Here is a 21992-nt window from a genome sequence, read left to right on the forward strand (position 1 = left end):
TCGGTCAGGTGACCATGAGCGCAGAGCCAGTAAAACAAGGGATTTCGGACATCCGAAGGTCTGCGCGGTTAAGCGTGGCCCCGATGATGGACTGGACCGACCGGCATTGCCGGTATTTCCACCGGCAGCTCAGCCGTCATGCCTTGCTGTACACCGAGATGGTGACGGCGCCGGCGCTGGTGCGGGGCGGGGCGGTGCATCTGCTGGAGCATGATCCGGCGGAACATCCCGTGGCGCTGCAACTGGGCGGGTCGGACCCGGCGGAACTGGCCAAGGCGGCGCGGATGGGGCAGGCGGCGGGGTATGTCGAGATCAACCTCAACTGCGGCTGCCCCTCGGACCGGGTGCAGTCGGGCACCTTCGGCGCCGTGCTCATGCGGCAGCCGGCCCTTGTGGCGGAGTGCGTCCGGGCGATGCAGGATGCGGTCGACCTGCCGGTGACGGTCAAGTGCCGCATCGGCGTCGACGACCAGGACCCCGAAGAGGTGCTGCCCGAATTCCTGGCCCGGATCGTTGCGGCGGGGTGCGAGCGGGTGACGATCCACGCGCGCAAGGCCTGGTTGCAGGGGCTGAGCCCCAAGGAAAACCGCGATATCCCGCCACTCGACTACGACCTGGTGCGGCGAATGAAACAGCTTTTCCCGAACCTGCACATCTCGATCAACGGCGGCGTGGCGCGGCTCGAGGAGGCGGCGGCGCTGCTCGACGGCGGCCTTGATGGCGTGATGATCGGGCGTGCGGCCTATCACCAGCCCTGGGATATTCTCGGGACAGCCGACGCGCGCATCTTCGGAGCTGCGCCGCCGCAGCCTGGTCCCGAAGCGGCGGCGCGGGCCATGCTGCCCTATATCGAGCGACACCTGAGCGGCGGTGGACGCCTGCACCAGGTCACGCGGCATATGCTGGGGCTCTTTGCCGGGCGACCTGGCGCGCGGGCCTGGCGCCGGCATCTGTCCGAAGGCGCCTCCGGCGCGGACGCGGGTCCGGAACTGGTCGAAGCGGCGCTGGAGCGGTTGGCCGAGGCCGGGCGAGACGCCGCCTGATCGGCACCGGGCATTGCAAATCCGGGCCGGGCGCTGTCTACCTGCCGGCACGCACAACCCGGAGATACCGATGCCCGATCCTGCCGTCCTTGTCCCGCTTCTGCTTTTGCTCGTCGCCGGCAGCGCCTTTGCCGGGCTGATCGCGGGCATGCTGGGGGTGGGCGGCGGCATCATTCACGTTCCGATTTTCTACTACGTCTTCCAGACGCTGGGCTACGACAGCCCGCAGCTCATGCAGATCTGCCTCGCCACGTCGCTGGCGGCCATCGTCGTCACCTCCGTGCGGTCGGTCATGGCGCATCACGGACGCGGTGCGGTGGATTGGCCGCTGCTGCGCGGCTGGGCGCCGGGGATCGCCATCGGTGCGCTGCTGGGCGTTCTGGTCGCGGCTGTGCTGCGCTCCGAGACGCTGCTCTGGCTTTTCGGGATCGTGGCCTTCGGGATCGGGCTCTACCTCGGGTTCGGGCGCAAGGACTGGCGGCTGGGGCCGGCAATGCCCAAGGGAGTGACCCGGGCGGTGATGTCGCCGCTGGTGGGGTTCCTGTCGGTGCTCATGGGCATCGGCGGTGGCAGCTTCGGCGTGCCGCTGATGACGCTTTATTCGGTGCCGATGCACCGGGCGGTGGCGACGGCGGCGGGGTTCGGCGTGCTGATCGCCGTGCCCTCGGTCGCGGCCTTCCTGCTGGTCGAGGTGCCGGCCGCGGGCCGTCCGCCCTTCATGCTGGGCACGGTCAACCTGGCCGCCTTCGCCGTGGCGGTGTCGATGACCCTGGTCACGGCGCCGCTGGGCGCACGTCTGGCGCATGCGCTGGACGCGGTGCTGCTGCGCCGGATCTTTGCCGGGTTCATCCTGCTGGTGGCGCTCAACATGCTGCGCAAGGCCGCCGGATGGTAGCGGCGGCGGCCGAGCGGGGCTGGACGCGCTTCGCGCCCGACCCGCGGATCCGCGCCTGGGCCGAGGCCGCGCACCGGGCCGCGCTGGCGGTCGTCGCGGATCCGCAGATGCGGGCCGAGTGGCTGCAATGCGAGGGTACCTGGTTCGTCGGCGTGGACGCGCTGCCCACGGCTCCAGATGGCAGCATCGACGGCACGCCCCTGCGCGGCGCGGTGATCGACGCCCTGGCACCGCTGCCGTCGCTGCACCCGGCGCAGCTGTCGGTGACCTATCCCGGCTATCCGCGTCCGCGCGCGGGCGAGAGCGACGCGGCATTCGGCTACCGGCTGCGGCGCGACGCGGCGCATGTGGACGGGCTGATCGCGGACGGCCCGGACCGCCGCCGCAGGATCGCGGAGCCGCATGCCTTCATCCTCGGCCTGCCGTTGACCGCCTGCGGTCCGGGCGCCAGCCCGCTGGTCGTGTGGGAAGGCAGCCACAGGGTCATCGCAGAGGGCCTGCGCGCGGCCCTGGCGGATATCCCGGCAGAGCACTGGGCCAGCGCCGACATCACCGATGCCTATGTCGCCGCCCGCCGCCGCGCGTTCGAGATCTGCCGGCGCGTGGAACTGCCAGCCGCCCCGGGCGAGGCGCTGCTGCTGCATCGGATGACGCTGCACGGTGTGGCGCCCTGGCAGGACGGGGCCGACGCGCCGCCCGAAGGCCGGATGGTGACCTATTTCCGACCGCCCATGCCCGGCGGCGCACACCCCTGGTTGCACGCTATGGGCGAAGGCGCAGCCTAAACGGAAAACAAAGCTGTCAAATTCAGAGAATTACCCCCAATCCGGCAACAAACGGAAGATTGGACTCGCTAAGGCATTGGAACGCCCGCACTCTTTCCGCTGGGTGAATTTCAGGGGGATATTCCATGGCTGTCTTATTGCTTTTGGGTTTGGCGTTTCTGGCGGGCATCGTCAGTTTTGGTGGAGATGACGGCGGCGGTGACAACGGTGGCGAAGAGCCGCCCGAGCCGCCTTTGCTGCAGGGAACGGACGGCGACGATGATGTCACGCTCGGTGCCGGAAACGATGTTTTCGAAGCGCTTGGCGGCAATGACGCTCTGCGCGGCGGGGCGGGCAACGATGCGCTTTACGGCGGCCCCGGCAACGACACGCTTGTGGGCCAGTTCGGGAGCGACTTTCTTGACGGTCAGGCCGGCGCGGACCTGCTCAAGGGCGGGTTCGGTTTCGACGATCTGCTCGGCGGTCCGGGCAACGATACGCTTCAGGGCGGCGCCGGGGGCGACTACCTGACCGGAGGAGACGGGCTCGACGTGCTGCTGGGCGATAGTGGCAACGACCTGCTCTACGGGGATGCGGACAGCGATTTCGTCGACGGCGGCGACGGCGACGACGAGATCGACGGCGGCAGCGGGGCCAATACGTTGATTGGCGGCGCCGGCGAGGACTTCATCGGCAACGGCGGCACATCGACGCCCGACGGCACCATCCCAGGCTCGGGCGAGATCTACGGGGATGCGGGAGAGGATACGGTGTTCGGTGCCGACGGCAATGAATTCATCGACGGCGGCTCGGGCTCGGATTCGCTCTTCGGCGGCGGTGGCGACGACACGGTCGAGGGTCGCGACGGCTTCGACAGTATCTACGGCGGGTTCGGCAACGACCTGCTGCGGGGCGGTCCGGGCGAAGATTACATGCTCGCGGGTGAGGGCGACGATCTGGCCGTCGGCGGCGCGGACAACGACTTCATGTTCGGCGGCGAAGGCGACGACACACTGCTGGGACGTTCGGGCAACGACCTGATCGAAGGCGAGGCCGGTGCGGATTCGCTCAATGGCGAAGAGGGGGACGACACGCTCTTCGGCGGCGACGGTGACGACAACCTGCAGGGCGGCATCGGCAACGATTCCCTGCGCGGCAGCACCGGCGACGACCTGCTGGCCGGCGGCGAGGGCGACGACACTCTGGACGGCATCGAAGGCAACGACACGCTGTTCGGCGAGGAGGGCGACGATGTGCTGGACGGCCGCCTTGGCGTCAACGAGGCGCGGGGCGGGGAGGGCAACGACACCCTGTTCGGGACGCTGGGCGATGCCGATACGCTGTGGGGCGATGCGGGCGACGACGTGTTGTTCGGCGGCGCCGAGCAATACGGTGGCGACGGCGCGGACACTCTTTCCGAAGCGACCCAGCGCATGGATGGCGGCGCGGGCGACGACATGCTTCAGCTCAACGAGGCGGCGCTGGCCTTCGGCGGTGCGGGGGCCGACAGCTTCGGCTTTGCTGTCGGATCGACCACCGGCGTGCCCGAGATCGGCGACTTCGTCCCCGGAGAGGACACGCTGGTCATCACCGTGCCCGCAGGGGCCACGGTCGGCGAGCTGGATCTGAGCTACGAGGCGGCGCTCGAAGCGACCACCGTGACGCTCGAGATCGACGGGACCGAGGTGACCATCGCCCGGGCGCTGACCGGGGCCGTCCCGCTGACCGCCAGCGACATCTCGCTGGTGACCGTCGGCGCCTGATCTCAGTCTTCGGCGCGCGCCCGGTTCAGCCGGGCGCTGCGGCCGCCGCGACGCTGGCGCAGCAATCCGGCCCGGTCCGGCAGGTCCGCCATGATCTCGCGGCGCCGTTCCGGCGTCAGACGCGACCACTGGGTGATCTCGTCGATGGTCCGGTGACAGCCGGTGCAGATCCGCGCTTCGGGATGCACCACGCACAGCTTGATGCAGGGGCTTTCGATCTCTTTTCGCGTCCAGATGTCGTCGCTCATGCCTGTGCCTTGCTGTCGAGGTGCCGAATCCGGTCCAGCACACCTTGCAGGATATAGGAGGCCGCCACGTGGTCGATGACCTCGGCGCGACGTTTCCGGGACGTATCCGCCTCGAGCAGCGCCCGTTCGGCGGCGACCGTGGACAGGCGTTCGTCCCAGAACCCGATGGGCCCGTCCCAGAGCCGCGCGAAGTTGCGGGCAAAGGCGCGGGTCGACTGGCAGCGCGGGCCTTCGGTGCCGTCCATGTTGCGCGGCAGCCCGAGCACGATGCCGCCGACATCGCGGGCGGTCAGAAGTGTCAGCAGCCGTTCGGCGTCCAGGGTGAACTTGCGCCGCTTCACGGTCTCGACCGGGGTCGCCACCGACCACAGAAGGTCCGTGACCGCCACGCCGATGGTCTTGTCGCCAAGGTCCAGACCCATCAGCGCGCGGCGCCGGGGCAGGGCGGCGGCGAAGGCCTCGATATCGTCATGGATCGCCGCCGGGGTCACTGCACGAGCCCCGCGTTGCGCGCGCCTTCGCGCACGGTCTCGAGCGCCTCATCGTTGCCCGCGAAGACCTCCTTGGCATCGTCCCAGATGGCGATGGCCTGGCCTTCATTGCCCAGCACCGCGTAGGCCGCGATCAGCCGCGCCCATTCCTCGGGGCTGCCGCCTTCGGTCGCCAGCCGGTCCGAAAGCCGCGCCACCATGCCGCGGATCATCTCCTGCCGGGCCTCGGGGCTCATGTCCTGCGCCGCCTCCATGTCGCCCGCAGAGGGACCGGGCAGGGCGGGTCCGGTCTGCGCGGGGCCATCCTCGAGAGGCGGCAGGCTGAAGTTCTGCACCCCGGCGCGATAGGCCATTTCCTCGATCTGCGCGCGGATCGGCGGCACCCAGGGGTCGGTAGGCGCGCTGTCGCGCAAGAGCGGTTCCCACAGCCGGAACGCGGCATCGGGTCGCCCGGTCTGCGCCCACATCAGCCCGCCGTAATAGCGCGCCACGCCGTTCTGCGGGTCGCGGGTCAGCGCGGCTTCGAGCACGCGCTCGGCCTCGGGCGAGACATAGCCGCCGGCGGCGAGGATCATCATGTCGGCAAGATCGGCGTAGTCCCTGGCGGTGGCCTCGTCACCCTTGATCCGGACGATATTCTCCTGCGCCTCGTAGGCGGCGACGTAATTGCCAAGCGCGGCCTCGCTGCGGGCCAGCAGCACCTGCCCCTGCAGGTCGTCCGGGCGCTCCTGCACCGCCGTGCGCAGTTTCGTCACCAGGTCGAGGTAGTCGGGCGAAGCATCGGCGGCGGGGGTGCCGGGGCCGGCCTGCTGCTCTGCCGCGGCCTGGGTCGGGCGGGTCTCGCGGGCCTGCTCTGCGGCGGCCTTGCGATCGGCCAGCGCCAGGTCGCCGTAGCCGGGTGCGCCCAGTTGCAGATACAGCCCGTAGCCGCCGCCGATCAGCGCCAGCGCCATGACCGCTGCGGCGACGGCGCCCAGTCGCGCGGGCTGGCGGCCCGCGTCGGACGCCGCACCGCCCGCGCTTGCGTCGGCGGCAAGGATGCGGCGCGACACCTCGGTGCGCAGGCGCTCGGCCTCTTCGGGAGCGATCACGCCGCGCTCGGCGTCGCGGGCGATCTCGCGCAGCTGGTCGCGGTAGACCCGCAGGTCGTAATCGCCCGCATCGCCCTCTGGCCGCCGTCCGCGCAGAAGCGCCATGCCAAGCGTCGCGCTCACGACAATGGCCAGCACGGCCGTGACGATCCAGAAGGTGGTCATGCGGGCAATCCTCTCTCCTTGCCCTGCTCATGTAACTGTGCGGAGGCCCGGGAAAAAGGGCAAATGCCGCGGATGCCGCGCCATGTCGCAACTGCGCGCTTTTGTGACGGTTGCAAGACGTTGGAAAACGTCCAAGAGGTGCAAACCAGCCCCAGAAACGCCTGACCCGGATTCGTGCCCATGAAACGCTACTCTGCCTTTGCCATCGCCCGCGAAGCGCTCCGCCAGCACACCGGCTGGGACCGCGCCTGGCGCAAGGCCAGCCCGAAGAAGAAATACGACGTGGTGATCGTCGGCGCCGGGGGCCATGGCCTCGCCACGGCCTATTACCTCGGCAAGAACCACGGCATCCGCAACGTCGCTATCCTTGAAAAGGGCTGGCTCGGCGGCGGCAACACCGGGCGCAACACCACGATCATCCGGTCGAACTACCTGCAGGATCCCTCTGCGGCGATCTACGAAAAATCCCGCTCGCTTTACGAGACCATGAGCCAGGACCTGAACTACAACGTCATGTTCAGCCCGCGCGGCGTCATCATGCTGGCGCAGACCGAACACGAGGTGCGCGGCTACAGGCGCACCGCCCATGCCAACGCCCTGCAGGGCGTCGAGACGCAGTTCATCGGCCCCGAGAAGGTCAAGGAGCTGTGCCCGATCATAAACCTCGACGGTCCGCGCTACCCGGTCCTCGGTGGGCTGTGGCAGGCCCGCGGTGGCACCGCGCGGCACGACGCCGTGGCCTGGGGCTATGCCCGGGCCTGTTCCGACATGGGCATGGACATCATCCAGAAATGCGAAGTCACCGGCATCCGCTCGGAAGGCGGCAAGGTGCGCGGCGTCTCGACCAGCCAGGGCGACATTGACTGCGACAAGCTGGGCATCGTGGTGGCGGGCCATTCCGGCGTGCTGGCAAAGATGGCGGGTTTCCGTCTGCCGATCGAGTCCGTGTCGCTGCAGGCGCTGGTCAGCGAGCCGATCAAGCCCTGCATGGACGTCGTGGTGATGGCCAACACCGTGCACGGCTACATGAGCCAGTCCGACAAGGGCGAGATGGTTATCGGCGGCGGCACCGACGGGTACAACAACTACACCCAGCGCGGGTCCTTCCACCATATCGAGGAAACCGTGCGCGCCCTGGTCGAGACCTTCCCGATGGTCAGCCGCCTCAAGATGCTGCGCCAGTGGGGCGGCATCGTCGACGTGACCGGCGACCGCTCGCCCATCATCTCGAAAACCCCGCTCGACGGCTGCTTCATCAATTGCGGCTGGGGCACCGGCGGCTTCAAGGCGATCCCCGGCTCGGGCTGGGCCACCGCCGAGATGATCGCCCGCAACGAGCCCGGCCCGCTGGCTGCGGCCTTCGGCCTCGAACGCTTCCGCGAAGGCCGCTTCATCGACGAATCCGTCGCCGCGGGGGTGGCGCACTGATGCGCGCGATTCCCTTTCAAAACGCGCTCCGGCTCGGGCGGGACGGCACCGGTCTGCGCGTCCTTTCGTGGAACCTCGCCCCGGTGTTCTTGGTTTCTTCCATATGCAAAGCACCGAAAGGAGCTGCACCATGGGAGACCAGAACCACACCACACACCATCCCTCGGACCCGAACCGCGCGTCCGATACGACCAGCCGGGCCACACCGTCGCCCGGCCAAAACCGGCGACGCGCCTTCATGGTCGGCATCATCGCCGTCCTTGTCGTGGCGGCTGCATGGATGTTCTTCGGCGGCGACGCCACCCTCATCGAAGGCGCCGGCGACAGCGTCGACGTCAGTCCGGATGACCGCGGCGAGGCAGTCGGAACGGGCACCGACAGCAATTAAGCTTTCACCGGCCGCAACGGTCCGACAGGCCGGTCGCGCCATTGGCGTGGCCGGTCTTTTGCCGTGCGCCCGCCGGGCCACCCCGATGCCCCGTCCGATCCAAGGAGCGTTCCCATGCTGACCCTGACCTGTCCCTGCTGCGGCGTGAAGGCCGAGGAATCCGAACTGCACGGCGGCGGCGAGGCACATCTGACGCGCTTCGGCCCCGGGTCGTCCGAAGAGGAATTCCACGACTACCTCTTCGCCCGCGAGAACGCCAAGGGTGTACATTTCGAACGCTGGCGGCATGTGCACGGCTGCGGCAAGTGGTTCCACGCCGCGCGCTGCACCGCGACGCTTCAAGTCTTCGGCACCTATTCCGCCCAGACCACGGAGCCGCCCGCCGACCTGCTGGCCACGATCCGCGAAAAACGCCCCGGCTGGAGTTGGAGGGACTTCTCGTGATCCTTCATCTTGCCAATAAACCTCCCGCCGGAGGCTCCGGCCTCACCATCCGCGCAAAGGTCTGACACATGAGCACTCGTCTCGCCACCGGCGGCCGCCTGACCGACCGCTCCAAACAGGTCAAGTTCACCTTCAACGGCAAGCATCTGCGCGGCCTGGCGGGCGATACGCTGGCCTCGGCCCTGCTGGCCAATGACCAGATGATGATGGGCCGCAGCTTCAAGTACCACCGCCCGCGCGGCGTGGTGGCCAGCGGCGCCGAAGAGCCCAACGCCCTTGTGAACCTCGGCAAGGGCGGGCGGTTCGAGCCGAACCAGCGCGCCACAACGGCGGAGCTTTTCGACGGGCTCGCCGCCTCCAGCCAGAACCACTGGCCGAGCCTCGAATTCGACGTGGGCGCGATCAACACGCACCTGTCGCGATTCCTGCCCGCCGGGTTCTACTACAAGATGTTCATCCATCCGCGCCCGCTGTGGAAACATGTCTACGAGCCTTTCATCCGCAAATCCGCGGGTCTGGGCCGCGCGCCTGACGCGGAGACGCAGGATGCCGACACCTACGAGCATTTCTACGCCTACGTCGACGTGGTCGTCGCAGGCGGCGGTGTCGCCGGTCTGCAAGCGGCCAAGGCCGCGGCCGAGGCGGGTGCCAAGGTCCTGCTGATCGAGCAGACCGCGCATTGGGGCGGCCGTGCGCCGGTCGATGGCGGCACCATAGACGGGCTGGATCCCGAGGTATGGATCAATGCCACCGTCGAAGCGCTTGAAAAGATGGAGAATGTCACTCTGCGCACCCGCACCATGGCCGCCGGGGTCTACGATCACGGTTACGTGCTGGGCTACGAGCGGCTGACTGACCATGCGCCCGAAACGGGCGGCCCGCGCCACCGGCTGTGGCGCATCCGCGCCAAGCAGATCGTCACCGCCACCGGTGCCATCGAACGCCCGCTGAGCTTTGCCGGCAACGACGTGCCCGGCGTCATGCTGGCCTCCGCCGTGCGCGATTACGCGGTGAACTACGGCGTGTCCGTGGGCGACCGCACCGTGGTCGTGACCAACAACGACGACGCCTATCGTACGGCGCTTTGCCTGCATGACGCAGGGCTTTCGGTGCCCGCCATCGTCGACGCGCGGCCCGAAGGCGGCGGCGCGCTGATGGCCGAGGCCGAGGCGCGCGGCATCAAGGTCCTGAAGGGCCGGGCGGTGGTCAAGGTCAAGGGCACCCGCCGCGTCACCGGCATCGGCATCGGCTCCCAGGCGGGCGAAGGCGGCGTGCTGGACGAGATCAAGTGCGACGCGGTCGCCATGTCGGGCGGCTGGTCGCCGGTCGTGCACCTCTGGTCCCATTGCGGCGGCAAGCTTGCCTGGGACGAGGCCGGCGCCTTCTTCCGCCCCGATCTGCACAACGCGCCGACCGGCGCCGATGGCATGCCCTTCGTCGTCGCCGCAGGCAGCGCCAATGGCCAGATGTTCCTGAACGGCGTCCTGCAAGACGCTGATACGGCAGGGAAATCCGCCGCCATCGCCGCGGGCTTCGACGCTGCCGGCACCGGTTCGGCCCCGCTGGGCGACAGCGTGGACGAGGCGCCGCTGACCCCGGTCTGGCTGATGCCGCAGGGCGCCAACTACGCCCGCCGTTCCAAGGCCTGGCTGGACTTCCAGAACGACGTCAAGGTGTCGGACGTGCAGCTCGCGGCGCAGGAAGGCTTTGAATCGGTCGAACACGCCAAGCGCTACACCACGCTGGGCATGGCGACGGACCAGGGAAAACTGAGCAACATCAACGGCCTCGCAACGCTTTCGAATGCATTGGGTGAAGCAATCCCGAGCGTCGGCACCACGACCTTCCGTCCGCCCTATACCCCGATCTCGATGGGCTCCATCGCCGGTGAGGCGCGCGGCGCGATCTTCCAGCCGGTGCGCAAGACGCCGATGTACGCCTGGCACGACGAGAACGGCGCCCACTGGGAACCGGTCGGCCACTGGCGTCGGCCCTATTGCTACCAGCGCCCCGGCGAAAGCGTCGAGGATGCGGTGCGCCGCGAGGTCCGCGCCACCCGCGACAGCCTCGGGCTGCTCGATGCCTCGACACTGGGCAAGATCCTCGTCAAGGGTCCGGATGCGGGCCGCTTTGTCGATATGCTCTATACCAACATGATGAGCACCCTGCCGGTGGGCAAATGCCGCTACGGGCTTATGTGCTCCGAAAACGGCTTTCTCAGCGATGACGGCGTCGTGGCGCGGCTCGACGAGGACACCTGGCTCTGCCACACCACCACCGGCGGCGCGGACCGGATCCATGCCCACATGGAGGAATGGCTGCAGACCGAATGGTGGGATTGGAAGGTCTACACCGCCAACGTCACCGAGCAATATGCGCAGATCGCCGTGGTCGGCCCCAACGCCCGCAAGCTGCTGGAAAAGCTGGGCGGCATGGATGTCAGCAAGGACACGCTGCCGTTCATGCAATGGGCCGACGGCACGCTGGGCGGATTCAAGGCGCGGGTGTTCCGCATCTCCTTTTCGGGCGAACTCAGCTACGAGATCGCCGTCGACGCCGGGCAGGGCCGTTCCTTCTGGGACAAGCTGCTCGAGGCCGGGGCCGAATGGGGCATCACCCCCTACGGCACCGAGGCGCTGCACATCATGCGGGCCGAAAAGGGCTTTATCATGATCGGAGACGAAACCGACGGCACGATCATTCCGCAGGACCTTGGGCTTGGCTGGGCGATCTCGAAGAAGAAAGAGGATTACATCGGCAAGCGCGCGCAGGAACGCAGCCACATGACCGATCCGACCCGCTGGAAGCTGGTGGGGCTCGAAACGGTCGACGGCTCGGTCCTGCCCGACGGCGCCTATGCGGTGACGTCTGGCAAGAACGCCAATCGGCAGCGCAACACCGAAGGCCGCGTGACCTCGACCTACTATTCGCCGACGCTGGACAAGGGCATCGCCATGGGGCTCGTGCTGAACGGCCCGGACCGCATGGGCGAAGAGGTGTCCTTTGCCACGCTCGACGGAGGCACCGTCAAGGCGCGGATCGTGAATCCGGTCTTCTTTGATCCGGAAGGAGAAAAACAGAATGTCTGAGGCTGTCACCGCCATGCAGATGGCAGAATTCGACGGGCTGTGCCGGGTGGCGGATGCCGGTTTGCAGGGCATGATCGTGCTGCGCGGCGACCTGGGATCGGACGCGTTGCGGAGCGCGGTGCAGGACCTGACCGGTGCGGGCGTGCCCAAGGTCCGGCGCGTGCTGTCCAAGGGTACTTTCTCGGTGCTCTGGATGTCGCCGGACGAGCTGATGATCCTCTGCCCCTATGCCCAGGCCGACGCGCATGTCGCGACGCTGGCCAAGGCGCTCGAGGGCCAGCAAGCGCTGGTGGCCAACCTGTCGGACGCGCGGGCCGTCTTTGCCCTGACCGGCGCTGGACTGCGCGAGGTCGTGGCCAAGGTCGCGCCCATCGATATGGCACCCGGTGCCTTCGGTCCCGGCGACATCCGCCGCACCCGGTTCGCGCAGGTGTCCGCCGCGGTGTGGATGACCGATGACACCTCGGCGCGTGTCGTCTGTTTCCGCTCTGTCGCGGAGTACATGTTCAACCTGCTGCGCACCGCCGCCCATCCCGGAGCGGGCGTCGGATTTTTCTGACCTGAATCTCGGGTTCCCGCACTTCATCCGGGAACCCGATGCGCCTCTTTACGTTTAAACTGTGACAATCGCCCAACCTGCTCCGCGTCCAGCCTTGACGACGGCGGACAGTGGCATCAGGTACTGGGCAAGATATTCACATAACCTGAGAGGGGTCCAAAATGGCTTTCACACTTCCCGATCTTCCCTATGCGCATGACGCTCTTGCCTCCAAGGGCATGTCCCAGGAGACTCTGGAGTATCACCACGACATTCACCACAAGGCTTATGTCGACAACGGTTCCAAGGCGATCGCCGGCACCGAGTGGGAAGGCAAGTCGGTCGAGGAGATCGTCAAGGGCACCTACGATCCCAATGCCGTCGCCCAGTCGGGCATCTTCAACAACGCCAGCCAGCACTGGAACCACACCCAGTTCTGGGAGATGATGGGCCCCGACAGCACCGGCATGCCGGGGGAGCTGGAAAAGGCGCTGACCGAAAGCTTCGGATCGGTCGACAAGTTCAAGGAAGACTTTGCCGCTGCCGGCGGTGGTCAGTTCGGTTCCGGCTGGGCGTGGCTGGTCAAGGACAGCGACGGCAGCCTCAAGGTCACCAAGACCGAGAACGGCGTGAACCCGCTGTGCTTCGGTCAGACAGCTCTGCTGGGGTGTGACGTGTGGGAGCATTCCTACTACATCGACTTCCGCAACAAGCGTCCGGCCTACCTCACCAATTTCCTCGACAACCTGGTGAACTGGGAAAACGTCGCATCGCGCATGTGATCCGCGACTGATCAAGCCATTGCCTTGACGCCCCGTCGGCCCAAAGCCGGCGGGGCGTTTTGCTGTCCGGCAGGAACTGCGCCATGCCGCGGCGCGTTTCCTTCTCACACCATAACGATAGGAGGCACGTCATGGCCGAGCGTATCAAATCCAAGGATGGCACCCGCGAAACCGAGGAAATCCTTGGCGAAAAACCTGAAGACATGGAGCCCGCGCCCGACGCGCAAGGCCGCAAGGGCGGCGAGATGAACCGCAAGGTCGGCACCCGTGACGAAGAAAAGCGGTATGACGAAACCTCTTCCGGGGCGACGCGGCCGCTGGATCAGGACAAGAACAGCAGCGGCGACAAGGAGAAGGTGTGATGGCAGTTTTGACACACGGAACCTGGGTGCTGGTAGCGGATGGCGAAAAGGCGCTGTTCCTGCGAAACGACGTGGACCAGGCCAATCCGGACTTGAACGTGGTGCGCATCGAGGAACAGGAGAACCCGTCGGATTACGACCAGTCCGCCAACCGGCCCGGGCGCATGCATGACGGAGGCACTCCGCACAGCCGGTCCGCCTACGAGGACACCGACTGGCACGAGTTGGCGAAGGAGCGGTTCGCTGCAGAGATGGCCGACATCCTTTACAAGCAAGCGCACAAGGGCAAGTTCGAGCGGATCGTGCTTGTCGCGCCGCCGCAGGTGCTGGGAGAGATGCGCGACCATCTGCACAAGGAAGTGCAGGACAAAGTGGTGGCCGAAGTCGACAAGACCCTGACCAACCATCCGATCGACAAGATCGAGGCGCTCTTGCGCAAGGAACTCGACCCCCAGGCGGCGTGACCGCCTGACGTTCCCGCCATGCCATTGGACCGACGTGGCGGGAGCCCTATTTCGACAATGAAAACGTCGGCTGATATTTGCCTGTGCACTCTGTGGTGATGTTGAACCTTTGCCGCGAGTGGGATAGCGGCTGCGTTTTACTGCGATATATCGCGTTTGTGTACGGTATCGGTACAACTTTCACTTAAAACGTGTGCAGGGCGTCCCGCGATCAGCCATCGGACGTTGCATCGCGCGAAAGGCATGGAATGACCCGTAATCTGGACGTTGTCGAACGCTTCATGGCGCGCATCTGGGCCGAAGGGCACGAAAAGTATATCGGAGACCTGGTTCACGACGACGCCACGGTCTTCGGGCTCGAAGAGCAGCCCTTGCACGGCACCGACGACATCCTGCGGTTTCGGCGAATGGCGCATGCGCAGTTTTCCGACTTCTCCTTTCAGACGATCAACGCGGTCGAGAGCGGCGACAGCATTGCCGTGGCCGGCATCGTCCGGGCCAGCGACCTGCAGACCGGGCGCCGCGGGGGCGCGCGGCTCCATATGCTGATGCAGCTGCGGGACGGACGGATCGGCATGGCCAACATCCTGATCGACTACCTGGGGTTCTTCGAAAGCATGGGGCGTCTGCCTCCACGTATCCTGGATCAGTGCCTTCTGGGCCACTTGGCGCCCGGACTTTCACGCGAACGCGCCTGAGCCGCTTGCTGCCCCCTTGCGCCGCGGTCTAGGAACGGCGCGAAAGGGGCAGATCATGAAGGATGCGCGTGCCGGGGTTCTGGCGATGGTACTGGCCTGCACGATCTGGGGCCTGTCGCCGATCTACTACAAATTGCTGGCACATGTGGGTGCGCTCGAGGTGCTGGCCCATCGCACCTTGTGGTCGCTGGTGTTCTTTGCCGGGGTGCTGACGCTGCAGCGGCGCCTGGGCCGGCTGCGCGCGGCCTTGTCGGGCTGGCGCCAGGCGGTGGTGATCGCGCTGGCGGCGCTGATGATCTCGACCAACTGGTTCCTTTTCATCTATTCCACCCAGATCGGCCGCAACACGGAAACCTCGCTGGGCTACTACATCTTCCCGCTGGTGTCGGTGCTGCTGGGCGTCGTCGTCTACAAGGAACGGCTGGGCCGCGCGCAGCTGGTGGCGGTGGTGCTCGCGACGGTGGCAGTCCTGGTGTTGACCGTGGGGCAGGGCGTGACGCCGTGGATTTCGCTGGTGATCGCCGGGACCTTCGGAATTTACGGCCTGCTCAAGAAGGGGCTGACCGTCGGCCCGGTCGTGTCGGTCACCGCCGAAGTGCTGATCCTCGCGCCGATCGCTCTGGGCTGGCTCTGGTGGCTGCACAGCGGCGGCGGCGCGCCGGAGGACGGGGTTTTCGGGCAGGACTGGACCACGAGCGGGCTGATGCTGTTGTCGGGGCCGCTGACGGCGCTGCCGCTGATCCTCTTTTCCTACGCCTCGCAGCGGGTGACCATGGCGACCGTCGGGCTGGTGCAATACCTCAACCCGACGCTGCAATTTATTTGCGCGGTGGCGATCTTTGCAGAGCCGTTCGGTCCGCTGCACCTTGCCGCCTTCGCGCTGATCTGGGCGGCGCTGGCGCTCTATACCGGCGCCGCCTGGCGTCAGGAAAGGGCGCGCCGCAGGGTGTCGGTGACCTCTGCCGCCGACGCGCGGGTCTGAACGAACCCCAATAGCGAGCTGTCGGCGAAGTTCTGCGCCACCACGTGATCCATCAGCGCCAGTAGCGGGTCCCAGTATCCCGCGACGTTCATCAGAACGATGGGCTTGGCGTGCAGCCGCAGCTGCCGCCAGGTGAGCACTTCGAAAAACTCGTCCAGCGATCCGGCGCCGCCCGGCATTACCACGACGGCATCGGCATTCATCAGCATCACCTTCTTGCGCTCGTGCATGGTCTCGGTGACGATAAAGCGGGTGAGGTCGGTTTTGCCCACCTCCCAGTCCACCAGGTGCTGCGGGATCACGCCGAAGGTGTCGGCCCCCGCGGCCTGGGCGCTGCGCGCGACGCTGCCCATGAGACCCACGTCGCCCGCGCCGTAGACCAGCCGCCAGCCTTCCCCGGCGATGGCGCGGCCCAGAGCCTCGGCTTCGGCGGTATAGGCCGGGTCCGCCCCCGCGCGTGACCCGCAATAGACACAGACAGACTTTTGCACCATGAACCGCTCCCGCCGATGTTTGCTGTTTTGACCGGTGATAGCGGCGTTGCTATACACGCTCAATGGGGCCGGCGCGCATCGGGGGATGTTTTCGCGCGCGGCTCTCGCGCGGGAAGGACTGCCATGACGACATTTGCAGCGAAAGCAGGCCCGACGGGACTGATCCTCGGCGCCGTGGCCGGCCTGATCGTGGCCAGCATCGGGCTTTATGCCTCGGGCTGGCTGGCGCCGTCGCGGACCGAGGCACCGGCGGACCCGGCGCTTGCAGAGAGTGCGCGGTCGTCGGAACCGTCCACTGGCACCGGAGACGCCGCGAGTGCGGACGCCTCAGCCGGCGGTGCGGACGCGATGGCCCGGGACGCGAGCACCGCAGACGCTGTCGCCGGGCGGGACGGCGATGAAGGGACGGCGGGCACGGGGGAGGCCGCTGCCACCACCGCCGAGGCACCCGGCTCCGACGCCGCCGCCGACCGAGACGCGGCTGCCACGGACGCTGCCCCGGGTACCGCTGCTCCGGACACCGCCGCCGCGGAGAGCGAAAGCACGGACACCGCCGCGGCTCCGCAGGACACTGCCGGTGCCGCCGAAACCGACGGCAACGCGACCCCGAGGGTACCGCGCGTCGACATCGTGCGGGCAGAGCCGGACGGCAGCACGGTGCTCGCCGGGGTGGCCGAAGCGGACAGCGAAATCGAAGTGCTGCTGGATGGCGCGCCGCTGGACCGGATCACCGTGGACGAAACCGGGAGTTTCGTGAGCTTCCTGTCGCTGCCGCCCAGCACCCGGCCCCAGGTGCTGAGCCTGCGCATGACCCGCGACGGCGCGGAGGTGCCCTCCGTGGAAGAGGTGATCCTTGCGCCGCCCGCAGCGGCTCCGGCTGTGGCGGAGTCATCCCGTTCACCGGACGACGTGGCACCCGACGACACCGCGGCGGCCACCGCGCCCGCGGAGATGGGCCGCGGATCACCCGAGACCTCGGGCGCGGAAGGCACGCAGATTGCCGCTGCCCCGCCGTCTGCCGACACGGAGGCGCCACGTGCAGCGGCGGAAGGCGGTGCCACAGACACCGTCCAGCCGGCGCCGGAGCCGCGTGCCGCCGCGGCCACGCCCGGAATCCCGGAGCGTCCCGCCGACGCGGCGCCGCCCGACGCCGGAACAGTGCCAAGCGTCGCCGGGGAAAGCGCTGCACCGGCGGTGCCGCAACCTTTGGCCAATGCGCCCGAGCCGGGATCGCCCGCTTCGACGCCGGTCGCCACGGCGTCGTCCGATGCCGCGGCGCCCCGCGCGGCGCCGACCGTGTTCCTTTCGACCGCCGAAGGCATCGAGCTCTTGCAAAGCCCCGAAGACCCCGCGGCTCCGGTCGTCGAAACCGTGTCGCTCGAGGCCATCACCTACGAAGATGACGGCGACGTGGTGCTGACCGGGCGCGGATCCGGCGTGGGCAACGTCCGTATCTACCTCGACAACACGCCGGTCACGGCGTCGCGCATCCGCGCCGACGGACGCTGGCGCGCGCGTCTTCCCGATGTGGCCACCGGCACCTACACCTTGCGAGTCGACGAGGTCGACGCGGGTGGCACGGTGACCAGCCGTGTCGAAAGTCCGTTCCTGCGCGAATCCCGTGCGGTGCTCGATGCCGCCGCGGCGCTGTCGGGCGCAGAGCGGGTCAAGGCGGTGACGGTCCAGCCCGGCAACACGCTCTGGGCCATCGCGCGGGACCGCTATGGCGAGGGCATTGCCTATGTGCGGGTCTTCGAGGCGAACCGCGACCAGATCCGCGATCCGGACCTGATCTATCCCGGCCAGGTCTTCTCCATCCCATCAGAGTGACAGGCGCCGCCTTTCCGCCCGAGATCCGGACAGGCGGGGCGGGGTGGTCTTCCCCGGCCGCCCGGTCTATCTGAGCCGCAGCCCACCAAGGACCGATCCATGCCGCCTGACACTTCCGCCGCCGACCTGGCCGCCGCCGAGCGTGCTTCGGGCTGGCGCACCATCCGCCGGGTCGGCCCCTATCTTTGGCCGCAGGAACCGTCCTGGGTGCGACGGCGGGTCGGCCTGTCGCTGGCGCTGCTGCTCCTGGCCAAGCTGATCGCCGTGGCAACACCGCTGTTCTACAAGACCGCCGTCGATGCGCTGTCGGGCGAAGCCTCGGCCGATGCCGCCTGGACACTGGGCGCGGGCGCGGTGGGGCTGACCGTCGCCTACGGCGTGGCGCGGCTGATGAACGTCGGGTTCCAGCAGTTGCGCGACGCGGTCTTTGCCCGCGTGGGCCAGCGCGCCCTGCGCACCGTGGCGCGCGAGACCTTCACCCATATCCACCGCCTGTCGATGCGCTATCACATCACCCGCAAGACCGGCGGGCTGAGCCGGATCATCGAGCGCGGGGTCAAGGGCGTCGATTTCCTGCTGCGCTTCATGCTCTTCAGCGTCGGGCCGCTGATCCTGGAGCTTGTGCTGATCGCGATCGTGCTCTTCTTCCTCTTCGACGTCTGGTACCTTGCCGTCGTGGCCGTCACCATCGCGCTTTATGTCTGGTTCACCTTCAAGGTCACCGAATGGCGGGTGAAGCTGCGGCGCGAGATGAACGACCAGGACACCGACGCCAACCAGAAGGCCATCGACAGCCTGCTGAACTTCGAGACGGTCAAGTATTTCGGCGCCGAAACGCGCGAGGCCGACCGTTACGACGCTGCCATGGCGCAATACGAAAGGGCCGCGATCCGCACCGCCACGTCGCTGGCCTTCCTGAACTTCGGCCAGTCGGTGCTGATCACCGGCGGGCTGGTGATCGTTATGGTCATGGCTGCGGTGGGCGTACAGAACGGCGCGCTGACCGTGGGCGATTTCGTCATGGTCAACGCCTACATGATCCAGATCACCATGCCGCTGAACTTTCTCGGCACGGTCTACCGTGAAATCCGCCAGAGCCTTGTGGACATGGGCCAGATGTTCGACCTTCTGGACCAGCCGCCCGAGGTCGCGGACAAGCCCGGTGCGCCGGAATTGCGGGTGACGAAGGGAGAGGTGCGCTTCGACGATGTGCGCTTCGGCTACGATCCCGAACGCCCCATCCTGCGCGGCGTCAGCCTGAACGTGGGCGCGGGCGAGAACGTGGCGCTGGTCGGGCCCTCGGGATCGGGCAAATCCACTATCGGGCGGCTCCTGTTCCGGTTCTACGACGTGCAGGGCGGGCGGCTCAGCATCGACGGCCAGGACGTGCGCGACGTGACACAGGACAGCCTGCACGCAGCCATCGGCGTGGTGCCGCAGGATACCGTGCTCTTCAACGACACGATCCGCTACAACATCGCCTATGGGCGCGAGGGCGCCAATCAGTCCGAGATCGAGGACGCCGCGCGCGCGGCGCAGATCCACGACTTCATCGAAGGATTGCCACGCGGTTACGACACCATGGTGGGCGAACGCGGGCTCAAGCTCTCGGGCGGGGAAAAGCAGCGCGTGGGCATCGCCCGAACCCTGCTCAAGGACCCGCCGATCCTGCTGCTGGACGAGGCGACGAGCGCGCTCGACACCGAAACCGAGGCGGAGATCCAGGGCGCGCTGCGCCTGGCCGCGAAGGGCCGATCGGTCATCACCATCGCGCACCGGCTGTCGACCATCTCGGATGCCGACCGCATCGTCGTTCTTGAGGCCGGTGAAGTGGTCGAGCAGGGCACCCACGAGGCGCTCCTGGCGCGGCAGGGGCGGTATGCCCAGCTTTGGCACCGCCAGCAGGCGGAAGAGGACGACGCCGCCTGACGACGTGCCGCAGCGCAACACCGCCCCGGAATTTGCCCGCTCCGGTCATGCTTGCGGCGTGTTTTGCCTTTAGTCTGCGCGCATTGACACCAAGACGGGACGATCGGGGCAGTGAGCAGACGGGTCATCTGGATCGGGGCGCTGTTTGCTCTCGAACTCTGCGTGATCGTCGCGGTGTTCCAGGTGCTGAGCCCGGTCGAATGCCGCCTGACCGAGATCGAGACCGCCTGCCGCGCGCTGCGCGGGCTGGTGGTGCGTGCCGCCTCCCTTCTGGCCGGCGGCGCGATCCTGCTCTGGGCGCGACCGGCCTTGCGCGACGACCTGAGGCGGCTGAGCGCGGCGGGCGGATCGCGGCTCTGGCCGATCCTGCACGGGCTGGGGCTGGTGCTGATCTTCCTGCCTGTGATGCTGGTGCCGCAGGACCAGCTGAACGCCCGGTTCGAGGCGGTCTTTACCGGTCTTGCCTCGGGCGCCGCGCTGGCGGCGGTGGCGGGGCTTTTCTGGATCATGCCGCCGGGGCGCTGGCTGACTTGGCTGCGCATGCACCGGTTCGCGCCGCTCAGCATCCTGGCGCTGGCGCTGGTGATCCCGGATCTCGCCGTGGCGCTGGAGCCGCTCTGGACCATTGACCTGCTGTCGCGGCTGACCTTTTTCGCGGTGGCGGTGACGCTGTCGGTCATCGGCGGCAACGTCCTGGTGCAGCCCGAGATCGCCACCGTCGGTGTCGACGGGTTCAACGTCCAGGTGGCCAGCCAGTGTTCGGGGATCGAGGGCTTTGCGCTCATCGCCGGGTTCCTGACGATCTACGCGATCCTCTTTCGCGACACGCTTCGGCCCCTGCGGTTCTGGGGCGTTGTGCTGCCGCTGGCGTTGCTGGCCAGCTGGGTCTTCAACGTCATCCGCATCGCCGTGCTGGTGCAGATCGGCGCGCATGTGTCGCCGGACCTGGCGATCAACGGCTTTCACAGCTTTGCCGGCTGGCTGTTCTTCACGGTGCTGGCGCTGGCGGTGCTGGTGATCGTCCAGGCGGTGCCCTGGCTGCACCGCCGCGCCGGTGCGCCCGCCGAAACGGTGCCGCCGTTGCGGCAGGACTGGGTCGCGGCGCGGATCGTGCCCTTTATCGTCTTCATGGTCTCGGGTCTTGTGGTTCAGGCGTTCTTTGCCGATCCGGCCCTTGGCTACCCGCTTCAGGCGGCGGCTCTGGCGCTGGCACTGCTCTATTTCCGCGGGGCCTTCACGGCGCTCGAGTGGCGGCTCGACCCGGTGGCTCTGGGGGCGGGTGCGCTCATCGGCCTGCTCTGGATCGTCACCGCGCCCGACCCGGCGCCCGGCGCCGACGCCGCCATCGCCGGGCTGGGCGGCGTGTCGCTGGCCGCCTGGGCGGCCTGCCGCATCCTCGGCACCGCGGTGCTGGTGCCGGTGGTCGAAGAGGCGTTCTTTCGCGGCTACGTTCTGACCCGGCTCGACTCCGGCACATGGGCGTCCCGGGTCGCCGCCGTTGCGGTCAGTTCGGCGCTTTTCGCGCTGCTGCACGGGCGCATTGTCGCGGCGGGGGCGGCGGGAGTGGTCTTTGCACTGGTGATGCTGCGGCGCGGGCGGCTCGCGGATGCGATCCTGGCGCATGGGCTGGCCAATGCCCTCATCGCCGCCGTGGCGCTCTGGCGCGGCGCGTGGTCGCTGATCTGACCCCACGGGGCTGCGCAAGGTGGCCGCGTCAAAACAAAAGGGCGCGCCGCGGCACGCCCGTTTGAAATTCCGCCGATCGAAGGATCAGGCGTTGCGACGGCGCTTCAATTCCAAGGCCAGCACAAGCGCTGCGGCCACGGCTGCCAGCGCCAGCAGGCCGGTCGAGGCGTCGATTTCCGGAACCGACGATGAGCCGCCCGAAGATCCGGTGTTGCCGGTGGTTTCCGACGAGCTTCCGCCCCAGCCGTACCAGAAGCTCCACCAGCTGCTGCTTTGCGCCGCTGCGCTGAGCGCGGTGAGAGGGGTGATGAATGCCGCGAGGGCGAGTTTCGAAGCCAGGGCCTTCATAACGATCTGTCCTTTCAAAATCCGTACCGTCTTATAATCGACGCCGCGCCTTTGACAAAGTCTTGCCTCA

General features: G+C 67.6%; 22 protein-coding genes. 17 read left to right on the top strand and 5 right to left on the bottom strand.

All coding sequences use genetic code 11. The annotated features are described in order from the left end of the window. Positions 1–14 precede the first annotated feature (14 nt). The 4 genes from dusA (at position 15) to DU478_RS05885 (ending at position 4465) form a co-directional block, all read left to right on the top strand. Positions 15–1043 (top strand): tRNA dihydrouridine(20/20a) synthase DusA, encoded by a 1029-nt coding sequence (gene dusA, locus DU478_RS05870; RefSeq protein WP_114510235.1) that lies wholly within the window; start codon positions 15–17, stop codon positions 1041–1043. A 70-nt stretch (positions 1044–1113) separates the two neighbouring features. After that, positions 1114–1938, top strand: coding sequence for a sulfite exporter TauE/SafE family protein (locus DU478_RS05875; protein WP_114510007.1), 825 nt, complete (start codon positions 1114–1116; stop codon positions 1936–1938). Next, positions 1932–2723 (top strand): hypothetical protein, encoded by a 792-nt coding sequence (locus DU478_RS05880; RefSeq protein ID WP_114510008.1) that lies wholly within the window; start codon positions 1932–1934, stop codon positions 2721–2723. The genes DU478_RS05875 and DU478_RS05880 overlap by 7 nt, the downstream gene beginning before the upstream one ends. 125 nt (positions 2724–2848) lie before the next feature. Beyond that, positions 2849–4465: a calcium-binding protein gene (locus DU478_RS05885; RefSeq protein ID WP_114510009.1), complete on the top strand. Its 1617-nt coding sequence runs from the start codon at positions 2849–2851 to the stop codon at positions 4463–4465. Positions 4466–4467: 2 nt separating this feature from the next. Here DU478_RS05885 and DU478_RS05890 read toward each other — a convergent pair whose 3' ends face one another. From DU478_RS05890 to ccmI, 3 genes are all read right to left on the bottom strand, one after another. Then, complete coding sequence (locus DU478_RS05890) at positions 4468–4713, bottom strand: DUF1289 domain-containing protein (protein ID WP_114510010.1); 246 nt, start codon at positions 4711–4713, stop codon at positions 4468–4470. After that, entirely contained in the window at positions 4710–5135 is a 426-nt protein-coding gene (gene ruvX / locus DU478_RS05895) for a Holliday junction resolvase RuvX (RefSeq protein ID WP_114510236.1), read from the bottom strand. Before ruvX ends, DU478_RS05890 begins: the two co-directional genes overlap by 4 nt. A gap of 65 nt (positions 5136–5200) precedes the next feature. Then, complete coding sequence (gene ccmI / locus DU478_RS05900; RefSeq protein WP_114510011.1) at positions 5201–6460, bottom strand: c-type cytochrome biogenesis protein CcmI; 1260 nt, start codon at positions 6458–6460, stop codon at positions 5201–5203. A 180-nt stretch (positions 6461–6640) separates the two neighbouring features. On the opposite strand from ccmI, the gene DU478_RS05905 reads away from it, so the two are divergent. The 10 genes from DU478_RS05905 to rarD all read left to right on the top strand — a co-directional run bounded on the left by DU478_RS05905 (position 6641) and on the right by rarD (position 15635). Next, complete coding sequence (locus tag DU478_RS05905) at positions 6641–7888, top strand: sarcosine oxidase subunit beta family protein (RefSeq protein ID WP_114510012.1); 1248 nt, start codon at positions 6641–6643, stop codon at positions 7886–7888. A 130-nt stretch (positions 7889–8018) separates the two neighbouring features. Then, the gene (locus tag DU478_RS05910; RefSeq protein ID WP_114510013.1) at positions 8019–8276 is read left to right on the top strand and encodes a hypothetical protein; all 258 of its coding nucleotides are present in this window, start codon (positions 8019–8021) and stop codon (positions 8274–8276) included. Between the two features lie 114 nt (positions 8277–8390). After that, entirely contained in the window at positions 8391–8720 is a 330-nt protein-coding gene (locus DU478_RS05915) for a sarcosine oxidase subunit delta (RefSeq protein WP_114510014.1), read from the top strand. A 68-nt stretch (positions 8721–8788) separates the two neighbouring features. Beyond that, positions 8789–11809: a sarcosine oxidase subunit alpha family protein gene (locus DU478_RS05920; protein ID WP_114510015.1), complete on the top strand. Its 3021-nt coding sequence runs from the start codon at positions 8789–8791 to the stop codon at positions 11807–11809. Continuing rightward, entirely contained in the window at positions 11802–12368 is a 567-nt protein-coding gene (locus DU478_RS05925) for a sarcosine oxidase subunit gamma (protein ID WP_114510016.1), read from the top strand. Before DU478_RS05920 ends, DU478_RS05925 begins: the two co-directional genes overlap by 8 nt. A gap of 161 nt (positions 12369–12529) precedes the next feature. Beyond that, entirely contained in the window at positions 12530–13129 is a 600-nt protein-coding gene (locus DU478_RS05930) for a superoxide dismutase (RefSeq protein ID WP_114510017.1), read from the top strand. 131 nt (positions 13130–13260) lie between these two features. Further along, positions 13261–13491, top strand: a complete 231-nt coding sequence (locus tag DU478_RS05935) for a hypothetical protein (protein WP_114510018.1) — start codon at positions 13261–13263, stop codon at positions 13489–13491. Continuing rightward, the gene (locus tag DU478_RS05940) at positions 13491–13955 is read left to right on the top strand and encodes a host attachment family protein (RefSeq protein ID WP_114510019.1); all 465 of its coding nucleotides are present in this window, start codon (positions 13491–13493) and stop codon (positions 13953–13955) included. The genes DU478_RS05935 and DU478_RS05940 overlap by 1 nt, the downstream gene beginning before the upstream one ends. A gap of 248 nt (positions 13956–14203) precedes the next feature. Further along, on the top strand, positions 14204–14653 hold the full coding sequence (locus DU478_RS05945; protein ID WP_114510020.1) for a nuclear transport factor 2 family protein: 450 nt from the start codon (positions 14204–14206) through the stop codon (positions 14651–14653). A 55-nt stretch (positions 14654–14708) separates the two neighbouring features. Next, positions 14709–15635 carry an EamA family transporter RarD gene (gene rarD, locus DU478_RS05950; protein WP_114510021.1) on the top strand — a complete coding sequence of 309 codons (927 nt, stop codon included), beginning with the start codon at positions 14709–14711 and terminating at the stop codon, positions 15633–15635. On the opposite strand, the gene DU478_RS05955 is transcribed toward rarD, so the two are convergent. After that, entirely contained in the window at positions 15578–16129 is a 552-nt protein-coding gene (locus DU478_RS05955) for an LOG family protein (protein ID WP_114510022.1), read from the bottom strand. The genes rarD and DU478_RS05955 overlap by 58 nt on opposite strands. A 123-nt stretch (positions 16130–16252) precedes the next feature. Between DU478_RS05955 and DU478_RS05960 the strand changes: the two genes are divergently transcribed. The 3 genes from DU478_RS05960 (at position 16253) to xrtE (ending at position 21574) form a co-directional block, all read left to right on the top strand. Next, positions 16253–17959: a LysM peptidoglycan-binding domain-containing protein gene (locus DU478_RS05960; RefSeq protein WP_158545749.1), complete on the top strand. Its 1707-nt coding sequence runs from the start codon at positions 16253–16255 to the stop codon at positions 17957–17959. 99 nt (positions 17960–18058) lie between these two features. Then, on the top strand, positions 18059–19888 hold the full coding sequence (locus DU478_RS05965) for an ABCB family ABC transporter ATP-binding protein/permease (protein ID WP_114510024.1): 1830 nt from the start codon (positions 18059–18061) through the stop codon (positions 19886–19888). A 111-nt stretch (positions 19889–19999) separates the two neighbouring features. After that, positions 20000–21574, top strand: coding sequence for an exosortase E/protease, VPEID-CTERM system (gene xrtE / locus DU478_RS05970; RefSeq protein WP_233501129.1), 1575 nt, complete (start codon positions 20000–20002; stop codon positions 21572–21574). An 84-nt stretch (positions 21575–21658) separates the two neighbouring features. Here the strand turns inward: xrtE and DU478_RS05975 are convergent, their stop codons facing one another. Beyond that, a complete protein-coding gene (locus tag DU478_RS05975) occupies positions 21659–21922 on the bottom strand; it encodes a VPEID-CTERM sorting domain-containing protein (protein WP_114510025.1) in 264 nt (87 codons plus the stop codon). Positions 21923–21992 lie beyond the last annotated feature (70 nt).

Source organism: Thalassococcus profundi (assembly GCF_003344785.1).
GTDB lineage: Bacteria > Pseudomonadota > Alphaproteobacteria > Rhodobacterales > Rhodobacteraceae > Puniceibacterium > Puniceibacterium profundi.